Below are 11,119 nucleotides of genomic sequence, written 5' to 3' on the forward strand. Positions count from 1 at the left end.
ATCACTTTACTATGAATTAATGACAAAACTATGGAATTGTAAGTCATCCTTTAGTCTGTATTTATTTTATGTAAATAAACTTTTTAAGATTTTCTAAATTAAGTGAACACAGTAGAAGGGGGTGTTCAGGTTGAATTGGGTGGTATTTTTCGTCAAGGCTGTCATTTTTTTAATTTTATGCTGGATTTGCAAGAAAACATCTTGGCTAAAGTACAAAATCTATTAACATAAGGCAGCTTAAATTAAGGTTTCATACAAAGGAAAAGTCATGCAAAAAGTGGCGATTAATGGATTTGGTCGAATTGGTCGTAACGTTTTACGGGCTTGGTTCGAAAATCCTAAAGATTTCCATTTTGAGATTGTAGCAATTAATGATATTGCTGATGTTGAAACCTTAATTCACTTGTTTAAGTACGATACGACACATGGTCGCTTCAAGGGTAAAGTTGAACTTGAACATGAAAACGAGCAAATTTATTTGCATATTCACGCAGGACTTGCCAGTCTAAAAGTTCAAGTTTTGTGTGAGGCTGAACCTGCTGATTTGCCTTGGCAGCAGTTAAATATTGATGTGGTATTGGAATGTACGGGTTTATTCCGTTCGCGTGAAGCGGCTACTCGTCATATTCAGGCAGGGGCAAAGCGTGTGATTATTGGCGCTGCGCCTTTTGATACGGTCGATGTGGCGATAGTTTATGGTGTAAATCATCATGAAGTGAAAGCTTCAGATCAAATTATTTCCAGTGTGTCTTGTACCACGCAGGCATTAGTACCTTTAGTTAAAATTATTGATGATGCTTTTGGGATTCAAACGGCATTAATGACCGAGATTCATGCGGTAACCGCTGATCAGTCGGTTTTGGATCATGCTCATCGAGATTTGCGTCGCGCCCGTGCATCTGGGCAAAATATTATTCCAACGACATCTTCGGCTTTAGGGGCATTAAAGCAAGTGATGCCGAAAATGGAAAACCGCATTGATGGTTATTCTATTCGTGTTCCAACTATTAATGTGGCTGCGATTGATTTGAGCTTTGTGTCGCAATCGCCAGTTACCGTACACAGACTGAACGAAGTGTTGATTGGTGCTGCAGAAAGTGATTATGCTGAAATTATGCAAGTGACCGATGAAGCATTAGTGTCTAGTGATTTTAACCATTCACCTTATTCACTGATTGTAGACTTAAGTCAGACTATGGTGGTGGGGCATCAGGCGAAAGTATTTGCTTGGTATGATAATGAATGGGGTTATGCCAACCGCTTACTAGATTTATGTGAGTCTTTTGTATAAGTCATCAAGCACCTTATTGGGTTCTGCAAATAAGGTGCTTTAGCTGTTATTCTTCTTCAGTTTCGTTCAAAAAGCCTTCTTGAATTTCTTTAGGCATATCTTGATGCCACCAAGTGTAGATTTCGGCTTTGATGTTGAGATCTTCATCTGGATCATTAAACGGTTCATCGTCCTCACGAACGAGCTCATCACCTTCAAATTTAAACCAGAACTCCCACGGGTCATCATCACCACAACCCCATGCTTGTACATGTAATGCAGGGACTAAGGCTTTTAAGAAAAACAGGATAGCTTCCATAATGTCATCGCCAGCCGAACCGTGGACAAAGTGCAGAATACTAAATCCCGCAAGTCGATAGACAGTTTCTGGTGCAAGGTCATACTCGATTTGATCCACTTGATCGATAAGTTCTTGTGCAAGTTCAGCACCATACTCAGGATTGATCGTGCTAGCCAATTGCACAAAAGTCACTGGGTTGTCTTGATGTTGTTGGAACAGATGGTCGAGTTGATCCATGATGACGCTATCAGGATGGTGATAGTAAAGATTGCTATGTAATTCCATAGTGATGATCTCAATAAACAGTTTTTTTCTAAAGTTGAATAATTGTTAGCGAATTGAATATATCGATTGATGTGCATTTCTGGAACAGAAAACATGTATCAAAATATCATTGATGTAGATTTGGTTGTCTTTCTTGATATAAATGACATACATGAGGAGTGAATATTTGAAAAATATCGAGTTTATCTTTTACTTTTTATAAAAAATTAGAGTCATCTGACATATTATAAAAGAAAGACATAATGACAATGAGAAACATATGATGATGTTAATCTGGGGATTTATCCTGCTATTGGCAGTTGCAGTTATTTTTCTGGTGTGGTTTCAGTTTAAACAGCAAGGTGAAAGTACAGGAGATATAGAGTATCAGCAACATCTTGAGCAGAAAGTGGTACATCTTGAAGAAAATTTAAAGAAAACGCTTGAAATTATGCAAGACCTTGCTAAAAAAATGCATGTACAACAAGAAGTAATTGATAAAACTGTAAAAAGAACGCATCAATTGGAATTGCAAAATGCTGAATTAGTTAGCTTATTGAGCAAATCAGTCGAGCAAACAAATCGCTAATGCTGAGTCAACTACGCCAATTTTTTTAAATCAAAATTTGGCGTAGTAATGCTGCACTTAACATACTAATGACCACAGTCGAAAGTAGCGGTAGCCGAGATGCTGCCAACAAAGTAATTACGATTGCAATTAAGTCTGCTGGGTTATCTTTGACAAAATAAGGTGCAATGACTGAAATCAGGACACAGCCTGGTACAACTTCTAAAATCCTTTTATGTTTGGCCGACAAGGTTTTATTTTTTAATAAAACATAGCCCAATAAACGGGTCAAATACGTGGTAAGGGCGATGAATAGAATCGCAATCAAAGTGCTGGCATGGATCATTCGTTTTCTCCTATTAAGAAAAATGCAGATGCGATGCCACTGATTGCACCTAAAGGGACATGCCAACCTGCGGGTAAATATAAATAGGCAATCGCGGCAACGACCAAACTGACTAACCAAGGTCGTGCTGCAGTAAAACCAGTCCACATTCCGCGCAATAAAACTAAAATAATGGCTGGGAATGCCATATCAAAACCATAAGGGTGAATATCGCCCAAAACTGGACCAAGAACAGCCCCTAGGGTGGTGACTGATACCCACATGACATATAACGCTAAGCAAACTCCTGCGTAGTAGGGCATATTAAATGCATGCCTTAGTCCAACTTGATGAATCCTTTTTTGTGCGTTGGATAATCCTAAGGCCCAACTTTCATCGCAAAGGAAAAAGAGTGCAGGGTAGACTTGATGGTCAGGTAAATGTCTTAAATAGGGGACGAGGCTTGCTCCCATAAGGAGATGTCGACTATTGATTAAAAAGGTGATGAACATCAGTAGTAGGAATTGCGGAGGGTTGGTCCACATTTCTAAGATGGCAAATTCTGACCCACCTGCAAAATTTAATCCTGTAAGCAGGGATACTTCTACAATGGAAAACCCTTTTTGTGCCGCTTGAGTACCCAGTACCAACGCCAAAGGAACAAAACCAAGCAACATGGGCAATGTTGTTTTAATGCCACGCAAAAACTCATCTTGGTTTTGACTGTTTAAAATCAACGAATGCGATGAGCTGCTTTTAAAAGTGGACATGGGGGAACCTCACAAAGTAGAAGGTTATTTTAAAAACTTTATGATGATATTTGACGCTAAAATAAGCGGTATTTGGGGTAAGTTGAGCATAAAATTGCTCTAAATTTAAAATATAAAGTATTTAATGCTAAAAGGGTGGATATGGATAAAATTGACCGGCGCATCTTGCAGACGCTACAGCAAGATGGAAAATTGGCGAATAATGAATTGGCGCAGCGAGTTGGTTTATCGGCTTCACCATGCTTGCGTCGCGTGAAGCAGCTAGAAGATGCTGGGATTATTGAAAAGTATGTGGCTTTGGTGAATCCACAGAAGGTAAATTTAGGCTTAACTGTATTTGCACGAATTTGGTTAAAAGGGCAAGATGCAAAAACGGTCAATCACTTTATTGATTCAGTCCGAGAAATTCCTGAAATCGTGGAATGCCAATTAATGGCAGGGGATTGTGACTTCTTTTTAAGAATTGTGGTGTCTGATTTAGATGCTTATCGAAAATTCCAAATTCAGCATTTAAATAAAATTACAGGTATTCAGAACGTAAAAACTGAAATTCCACTTCAGAGTATTAAACAGACAACTGAACTGCCTCTATAACTACAAGTGCATAGAAAGAAATCAATTTGTTGATAACAATCGTTGACTTAGTGTGTGATTGAATGATGCGAAATTTGTGCAGGGAATGGTATTAAATGTAAAAAATCTCAGTGCATGGTGTGAACTATCGTGCTAAACTAGGAGAAATCGGGTGTGCTCCCGATTTTTTTATGCGGATTACTTCCGCGCTGACAAGAATTTAGGTTTACAACATGCCCATTTCAGAGACATGGTTATTACCTGATGGTGTAGCTGATGTATTACCAGAGCAAGCGCAAGTAATTGAAAACTTGCGCCGTGACGCCTTGGATTTCCTCGCATCTCGAGGTTATCAGTTGGTGTACACGCCGTTTATTGAATACATAGAATCCCTTTCTTCTTTATCCGAATCAAATCACGATTTAGACCTTGCAACTTTTAAAGTAATCGACCAATTATCTGGACGTTTGCTTGGGGTGCGTGCGGATATGACGCCACAAGTGGCGCGTATAGATGCACATGTTCATCCTGTGGAAGGTGTGGCTCGTTATTGTTATGCAGGTACTGTTCTACATACCAAGCCGCAAGGCTTTAATACCACACGTGCGCCATTACAACTGGGTGCAGAATTGTTTGGTTCTGACAGTATTGATGCTGATGTTGAAATGGTCGATGTAATGCTAGGTCTGATTGAAAAAGCAGGCTTGGTAGACGGTGTCCATCTGGATTTAGGGCATGTAGGTTTATTCCGTAGCTTGGTTAAGCGTGCGGGTTTAAATAAAAATACTGAACGTGAACTTTCAGACCTTTATCAACGTAAAGCATTACCTGAGCTGGCAGAATTCACGCAAGATTTGAACTGCGGTGCTGACTTTTATGCATTAGGTCGTTATTCAAGTGATCTTGATGCATTGCAAACTCATCTGAGTGCAGAAATTTTAGCAGACACAGCATTCAAACATGCTTTGGATGAGTTAAAAACTACGCAGTCTGCAATTCAGGCACGTTGGCCAAATCTCCTGATTGGCGTTGATGTTGTAGAGTTACGCTCATATCACTACCACACAGGTTTAATGTATGCCGTGTATGCACCAAACCGAGCTGCTTCTTTGGCGCAAGGTGGTCGTTATGACGGTATTGGTGAACATTTTGGTCGTGCGCGTCCTGCAACAGGTTTTAGTTGTGACTTATATGCACTCAGTGCAGGGCAGTTTAATGCAATCTCTGTGGTTGTTGCGCCTAAAGGTATGAATGCTGACTTACAACAAGCGATTGCTGCCGTTCGAGCACAAGGCTTAAGTGTAATTCAGTTATTGGGTAATGATGATTTAAACTCTATTCCAAATGCAACACATCAACTGGTTGATGTTGCTGGTGAGTGGCAAGTTAAACCAATTTAACCACTGCGAGTAGTGTTCATGTCACTACTTGGAGTTTTAATTTTAACAGCATGATGTAATGAGGCTATTATGGGCAAAAATGTTGTGGTACTTGGTACCCAATGGGGCGACGAAGGTAAAGGTAAAATCGTCGACCTGCTCACAGATCAAGCGGCTGCGGTAGTTCGTTATCAAGGCGGACATAACGCAGGTCATACTCTCGTGGTTGGTGGTAAGAAAACTGTATTACACCTCATTCCATCTGGTATTTTACGTGAAAACGTATTGTGCTTAATTGGTAACGGTGTTGTGCTTTCACCAGAAGCGTTAATCAAAGAGATGACTATTCTTGAAGAGCAAGGCGTACCAGTTAAAGAGCGTTTACGTATTTCTCCAAACTGTCCATTGATTCTTCCGAACCACATTGCACTTGACCAAGCACGTGAGAAAAAGCGTGGCAATGCAAAAATCGGTACAACGGGTCGCGGTATTGGTCCAGCGTATGAAGATAAAGTTGCGCGCCGTGCAGTACGTGTCGCAGACTTGGTACGTGGCGGTGAAGCATTAAAAGCACAATTGGCTGAAGTATTGGATTACCATAACTTCCAGTTAACTCAATACTACGGTGTTGAAGCAGTTAAGTTGGAAGATGTGATTGCACTTTGTGATCAATGGCGTGAAGTTGTTGCTCCGTTAGTGGTTGATGTAACTACAGAATTGCATAACTACCGTAAAAACGGCGACAACATTATGTTTGAAGGTGCTCAAGGCTCATTACTTGACGTTGATCATGGTACATATCCATTTGTGACTTCTTCAAACACGACCGCGGGTGGCGTAAGCTCTGGTTCAGGTTTGGGTCCATTACATTTAGACTATGTTTTGGGTATCACTAAAGCTTATACAACACGTGTAGGTGCAGGTCCATTCCCAACTGAATTGCATTACGATGCAGCGACAGATACAGGTGATGCAATTGGTCGTCACTTAGGAACTGTAGGTCATGAGTTTGGTGCTTCTACAGGTCGTCAACGTCGTTGTGGTTGGTTTGACGCAGAAATTCTTCGTCGTTCTGTAGACGTAAACTCACTTTCAGGTATTTGCTTAACTAAACTTGATGTATTAGACGGTTTAGAAGAAGTGAAAATCTGTGTGGGTTATGAAAATACAGATTCAGGTTGTGTAGGTTCTTCTGATGCGCTTGCGTATGAAAACTTAAAACCAATCTACGAAACAATGCCTGGTTGGACAGAATCAACAGTTGGTGCAACCAGCGTTGAACAGCTTCCACAAAATGCAATTAACTACATCAAGCGTATTGAGCAGTTAATTGAATGCCCAATTGATATTATTTCAACGGGTCCAGATCGTGCAGAAACTATCGTATTGCGTCATCCATTTGATGCTTAATCGATACTAGTTCATGCTAAAAAGCCTCGCAGATGCGGGGCTTTTTCTTGTGCGTTTAAATTGAAAAATTTTACGGTTTTGAAATCCAGACTAAAGTTGCATTTGCTTGTACACTTTTTCAAAATAGCCTTGATACAATAACTTAACAGTAAATCTGGATTTAGGCAGGATGCACAAAAATATTTCAAATACCATTTTATATTCTTTAATTTTTGCTATGGGCGGTGCGCCCACGATTGCCATGATGATTATTGAAGGGCAAACCACTGATCCTAATGTAATTTATAATGCTTTAATTGGATTGTCTGTGATTATTGCTTGTGTTTTGGTGCCTATTGTTCTGATTCAAAATGCCTATTTATGGTTTAAACGTAATGATGAGAAATTAGCAGAAAAAATCAAACCTGTAGGGCAGGTTTATCTCGTATTGAATGTGGTGTGTTTAATTTATTGGTTAAGTTACCAGTTTATGTATTAAGTCAATTACATAAATACTATGTTTATGAAGTTGTTATTCATTCAAAGCTCCACATTGATTGCTTATAATGCGCATATATTAAAGTGATCCAAGAGTGGTGGAGATTAAAATAATGAAGAACAAACTGATGTTGAGTTTGTGTGTAGCAGGAGCTGTTACACTTTCTGGTTGTACAACAGTTGCTGATATGGCGGGTGCAGATACAGCATCTTTAAATGTTGCAGCAACCCAAGGTTTTAACAAAACTGTTCAGGAAGCTCGTGGGAACAATACGCTAGATACCTCCTCTTCGACGTATAAACGAATTTATTCAGTATTTACGCGCTTGAAACCTTATGCTGATCAAATGAACCAAACAGGGACTAAATTTGATTGGCAATTAGCAGTATTAAAATCTGATCAAGTCAACGCTTATGTAGCACCAGGTGGTAAGGTTGTGTTCTATACTGGTATTGTAAACAAACTCAACCTGACTGATGCTGAAATTGCTGCAGTGATGGGTCACGAGATGATTCATGCTTTAGAAGAACATGCAAAAAACAAAATTGGTGCTCAAGCATTAACAGATCTAGCACTAGGTATTGGCTTGAGTTATGCAGGTGATAGTGTAGGCCAATTGGGTGCTGCGGCTGCACAGTTGGGGACACAAGTTGGCGTGGGCTTGCCTTACTCACGTAGCCTAGAAAGCCGTGCTGACCAAGGCGGATTGATGCTCATGGCAAAAGCAGGCTATAACCCTCAAGCTGCAATTACGCTTTGGGAAAAAATGAACAAGCTGGATGGTGCAGGTGGCTCATCGTTCTTGTCAACTCACCCATCGAACAGTCAACGTATTGATGCAATGCGTAAAAATTTACCAGCAGCGCAAGCGGTATATAACAAGCGCTAATTGTTTGATTGGAATGAAAAAAGGATGCTATGGCATCCTTTTTGATTTTAGAGTATCCGTATTTTAAAGAGAGGGTATGTCTACGGCAGTTGAAGCGCTGCTTCAACTGAGCGAATGACAGTGAAATCCCTATGGTGCAGGATTGGGTTGCTGACGGTGAATTGCTTCAATGCCTTGAATTACTTCAGGAGATAAATCAAGTTCAAAGGCAGCGATATTTTCTTTAAGTTGATCTAGGTTGGTCGCACCAATAATGGTACTGGTCACAAAAAACTGTTGTTTAACAAAAGCGAGTGCCATTTGTGTCAAACTTAGACCATGTTGCTCTGCGAGAAGTGCATATTGTTCCGTTGCCCATTCGCTTTCTGGATTGCTATAACGGTTAAAACGTGAAAATAAGGTAATACGTGCATTTGCTGGGCGGGCACCATGACGGAATTTACCCGTTAGGTAACCAAAGGCAAGTGGGGAATATGCCAGTAGTCCTACACCTTCGTATTTTGCAATTTCAGCCATTCCAACTTCATAACTACGATTCAGTAAATTATATGGGTTTTGCACACTCACGATTTTGTCGAGGCCTAGTTGCTCTGCCAAATGGATAAACTTCATAGTTCCCCATGGAGTTTCATTAGAGAGTCCAATGTGGCGAATACGCCCTTTCTCAACTTCCTCGGCAAGTGCTGTTAAAGTCTCAGCGAGAGCTGTCACAGGCTTTTCGTCTAAGGCTTCTGCATTACCATAGCCCAGTTTGCCAAAGAAATTGGTGTTACGCTGCGGCCAGTGCAGTTGATAAAGATCAATATAGTCTGTTTGTAAACGTTTGAGTGAGTCGTCTAGGGCAGAAGCAATTTCATTCGCAGTAAAACGAGTTTGTCCGTTACGAATATGGCTTCCTCCTTGTGAGGGGCCAGCAATTTTAGAGGCAATAAATAATTGATCACGACCACCATGTTGCGCAAGCCAATTCCCAATAATGGTTTCCGTACGACCTTGCGTTTCAGGTTTTGGTGGGACAGGATACATTTCTGCGGTATCCCAGAAGTTGAGCCCATGCTCTAAAGCATAATTCAGTTGTAGAAAAGCTTCTTGCTGTGTGTTTTGTTCACCAAAAGTCATGGTACCCAAACAAATTTCTGGAACAAGAATGCCACTATCGCCTAATGGTTTGAATTGCATAAAGACTATCCTGAATAAGAGATGAACAATTTTTTCAGACTATCGTAAACAGGTAAGTTTGTTAATGAATACTTGTAGGTTGTTTTGTGAAAAAATTGAATTAGTTAGCATAAAAAAAGCAAATCATTCGATTTGCTTTTCTAAGATAATTAGAAGAATTACTCTTCATCATCTTCATAGTCATCATCAGTGTTGGGCTGTTCTAAAGACACATCAAAAATAAGAATTGCTTTACCGTCAGTTTGAATCATGCCTTGATCTTCGAGGGTTTTGAGGACACGCCCCACCATTTCGCGTGAACAACCTACAATACGACCAATTTCTTGACGTGTAATACGGATTTGGCGACCATTTGGTAAAATCATGGCTTCAGGCTGTCCTGAAAGATCAATCAAGCAGCGCGCAATACGACCAGAAACATCAATGAATGCAAGGTCTGTTACTTTACGTGTGGTGTTTTTTAAGCGACGAACCAATTGAGCAAATACTGCATAGCTCAAGTCAGGGTATTGTTTACTTAACTCATGGAAGTTTTCATAGGTAATTTCAGCAATTTCACAAACATCACGTGTACGCACTTCTGCAGTACGTTGTGGATTTGATTCGAAGAGCCCCATTTCCCCAAAGAAATCCCCAGGGTTTAAATATGCAACTACAATTTCACGCTCATCATCTTCACGTAAAATAATAGATACTGACCCTTTTAAAATCAAATAAAGTGATTTTGACTCCGTCCCTGCATCAACAATAGTTGTACGTTTAGGGTAGCGGTTAATATATGCTCGTTTTAATAATGCTTTGACTGATTCAGGTAATTGACCTGGCGATAGCGCATCAGTGCTCAGCTGTGAAAAGTTTGAAGTCATGCTTTTGGTTTCCGAAAATGGATAAATAATAGATCGCACAAGACCTAAAATGAACTTGTCACACTGAAGAGGTGAAATTCCTTATCAACTCAAATTATGTTAGTGTACAGGTACACGGTAAATTTATAGCTTTTTTTAGGTAGTTGCAATGCAAACAAGTGTACATTGGCTAGAGAATGTTGCTTTTGAAGCGAAATCAGAAAGTGGCCATAGTGTGGTGATGGATGGATCCCCAGAGTATGGTGGTGAAAACCGTGGACCACGTCCCATGGAACTTATATTAATGGGACTTGGTGGGTGTGCTTCTTTCGATATTGTGACCATTTTGAAAAAATCTCGTCAAGATGTGACAAATGTTGTATGTCAGCTTAAGGCAGAACGTGCCGATAGTATTCCTGCTGTATTTACCAAAATCCATTTACACTTCGTGGTGACAGGTACTGCGGTGAAGGAAAAACAGGTTGCGAAGGCTGTCGAACTCTCTGCAGAAAAGTACTGTTCAGCAAGTAAAATGTTGTCTGATGGTGGTGTAGAAATTACCCATGATTTTGAAATTATAGAAGCTGTATAAGCCTGAGAAAGCTGGTGATTCATCAGCTTTTTTTTTGACTTTAAATATACTGCTTGCATTCGAATATGCAACAAAACACTTTTAGAATTTGGTTTTAATTGGGTCAATTTTTTAGATAGAGAAAAATTACATCAATACTCTTGAAAATAAAAATAATCAGACCAATATTATAACTAACCTCTATAATATTTTTCAATTTAAGATATTGAAAAATATATAAAAATTTATTTGAAATCTAAAAATAAGTTCCCATATATCTTACAAGTTAAAAATTTG

13 protein-coding genes are annotated in these 11,119 nt (G+C 39.7%); 8 read left to right on the top strand and 5 right to left on the bottom strand.

Translation table 11 applies throughout. The features are described 5' to 3' along the window. Nucleotides 1-268: 268 nt before the first annotated feature. Nucleotides 269-1,291 carry a type I glyceraldehyde-3-phosphate dehydrogenase gene (locus MP622_RS03850; protein WP_104441838.1) on the top strand — a complete coding sequence of 341 codons (1,023 nt, stop codon included), beginning with the start codon at nt 269-271 and terminating at the stop codon, nt 1,289-1,291. Nucleotides 1,292-1,337: 46 nt separating this feature from the next. On the opposite strand, the gene MP622_RS03855 is transcribed toward MP622_RS03850, so the two are convergent. After that, nucleotides 1,338-1,856, bottom strand: a complete 519-nt coding sequence (locus tag MP622_RS03855) for a hypothetical protein (protein WP_044738513.1) — start codon at nt 1,854-1,856, stop codon at nt 1,338-1,340. 262 nt (nt 1,857-2,118) lie between these two features. On the opposite strand from MP622_RS03855, the gene MP622_RS03860 reads away from it, so the two are divergent. After that, nucleotides 2,119-2,424, top strand: a complete 306-nt coding sequence (locus MP622_RS03860; RefSeq protein WP_026441095.1) for a hypothetical protein — start codon at nt 2,119-2,121, stop codon at nt 2,422-2,424. A 25-nt stretch (nt 2,425-2,449) separates the two neighbouring features. Here the strand turns inward: MP622_RS03860 and MP622_RS03865 are convergent, their stop codons facing one another. Further along, nucleotides 2,450-2,749, bottom strand: coding sequence for an AzlD family protein (locus MP622_RS03865; RefSeq protein ID WP_016166576.1), 300 nt, complete (start codon nt 2,747-2,749; stop codon nt 2,450-2,452). After that, on the bottom strand, nt 2,746-3,498 hold the full coding sequence (locus MP622_RS03870; RefSeq protein ID WP_104441839.1) for an AzlC family ABC transporter permease: 753 nt from the start codon (nt 3,496-3,498) through the stop codon (nt 2,746-2,748). The genes MP622_RS03865 and MP622_RS03870 overlap by 4 nt, the downstream gene beginning before the upstream one ends. Nucleotides 3,499-3,639: 141 nt before the next feature. Here MP622_RS03870 and MP622_RS03875 point away from each other — a divergent pair, with 141 nt between their 5' ends. From MP622_RS03875 to MP622_RS03895, 5 genes are all read left to right on the top strand, one after another. After that, entirely contained in the window at nt 3,640-4,092 is a 453-nt protein-coding gene (locus MP622_RS03875; RefSeq protein WP_016166574.1) for an Lrp/AsnC family transcriptional regulator, read from the top strand. A gap of 212 nt (nt 4,093-4,304) precedes the next feature. Continuing rightward, entirely contained in the window at nt 4,305-5,471 is a 1,167-nt protein-coding gene (locus MP622_RS03880; RefSeq protein ID WP_044738510.1) for an ATP phosphoribosyltransferase regulatory subunit, read from the top strand. Nucleotides 5,472-5,540: 69 nt separating this feature from the next. After that, nucleotides 5,541-6,860, top strand: a complete 1,320-nt coding sequence (locus MP622_RS03885; protein WP_044738509.1) for an adenylosuccinate synthase — start codon at nt 5,541-5,543, stop codon at nt 6,858-6,860. 169 nt (nt 6,861-7,029) lie between these two features. Next, a complete protein-coding gene (locus MP622_RS03890; RefSeq protein WP_016166571.1) occupies nt 7,030-7,338 on the top strand; it encodes a hypothetical protein in 309 nt (102 codons plus the stop codon). Between the two features lie 112 nt (nt 7,339-7,450). After that, nucleotides 7,451-8,227 carry a M48 family metallopeptidase gene (locus MP622_RS03895; RefSeq protein ID WP_151503925.1) on the top strand — a complete coding sequence of 259 codons (777 nt, stop codon included), beginning with the start codon at nt 7,451-7,453 and terminating at the stop codon, nt 8,225-8,227. Between the two features lie 129 nt (nt 8,228-8,356). On the opposite strand, the gene MP622_RS03900 is transcribed toward MP622_RS03895, so the two are convergent. Beyond that, complete coding sequence (locus MP622_RS03900) at nt 8,357-9,406, bottom strand: NADP(H)-dependent aldo-keto reductase (RefSeq protein WP_243792634.1); 1,050 nt, start codon at nt 9,404-9,406, stop codon at nt 8,357-8,359. A gap of 158 nt (nt 9,407-9,564) precedes the next feature. After that, nucleotides 9,565-10,272 carry a cAMP-activated global transcriptional regulator CRP gene (crp, locus tag MP622_RS03905; protein WP_044738506.1) on the bottom strand — a complete coding sequence of 236 codons (708 nt, stop codon included), beginning with the start codon at nt 10,270-10,272 and terminating at the stop codon, nt 9,565-9,567. Nucleotides 10,273-10,420: 148 nt separating this feature from the next. On the opposite strand from crp, the gene MP622_RS03910 reads away from it, so the two are divergent. Next, a complete protein-coding gene (locus MP622_RS03910) occupies nt 10,421-10,843 on the top strand; it encodes an OsmC family protein (RefSeq protein ID WP_044738505.1) in 423 nt (140 codons plus the stop codon). The last annotated feature ends 276 nt before the right edge of the window (nt 10,844-11,119 follow it).

Origin of the sequence: Acinetobacter sp. PK01 (assembly GCF_022819285.1) — a bacterium.
Classification (GTDB): Bacteria; Pseudomonadota; Gammaproteobacteria; order Pseudomonadales; family Moraxellaceae; genus Acinetobacter; species Acinetobacter tandoii.

Coding starts and splice junctions, on each gene's coding strand:
- MP622_RS03850 (WP_104441838.1), top strand. CDS start 269: ATGCAAAAAGTGGCGATTAATGGATTTGGTCGAATTGGTCGTAACGTT.
- MP622_RS03855 (WP_044738513.1), bottom strand. CDS start 1,856: ATGGAATTACATAGCAATCTTTACTATCACCATCCTGATAGCGTCATC.
- MP622_RS03860 (WP_026441095.1), top strand. CDS start 2,119: ATGATGTTAATCTGGGGATTTATCCTGCTATTGGCAGTTGCAGTTATT.
- MP622_RS03865 (WP_016166576.1), bottom strand. CDS start 2,749: ATGATCCATGCCAGCACTTTGATTGCGATTCTATTCATCGCCCTTACC.
- MP622_RS03870 (WP_104441839.1), bottom strand. CDS start 3,498: ATGTCCACTTTTAAAAGCAGCTCATCGCATTCGTTGATTTTAAACAGT.
- MP622_RS03875 (WP_016166574.1), top strand. CDS start 3,640: ATGGATAAAATTGACCGGCGCATCTTGCAGACGCTACAGCAAGATGGA.
- MP622_RS03880 (WP_044738510.1), top strand. CDS start 4,305: ATGCCCATTTCAGAGACATGGTTATTACCTGATGGTGTAGCTGATGTA.
- MP622_RS03885 (WP_044738509.1), top strand. CDS start 5,541: ATGGGCAAAAATGTTGTGGTACTTGGTACCCAATGGGGCGACGAAGGT.
- MP622_RS03890 (WP_016166571.1), top strand. CDS start 7,030: ATGCACAAAAATATTTCAAATACCATTTTATATTCTTTAATTTTTGCT.
- MP622_RS03895 (WP_151503925.1), top strand. CDS start 7,451: ATGAAGAACAAACTGATGTTGAGTTTGTGTGTAGCAGGAGCTGTTACA.
- MP622_RS03900 (WP_243792634.1), bottom strand. CDS start 9,406: ATGCAATTCAAACCATTAGGCGATAGTGGCATTCTTGTTCCAGAAATT.
- crp (WP_044738506.1), bottom strand. CDS start 10,272: ATGACTTCAAACTTTTCACAGCTGAGCACTGATGCGCTATCGCCAGGT.
- MP622_RS03910 (WP_044738505.1), top strand. CDS start 10,421: ATGCAAACAAGTGTACATTGGCTAGAGAATGTTGCTTTTGAAGCGAAA.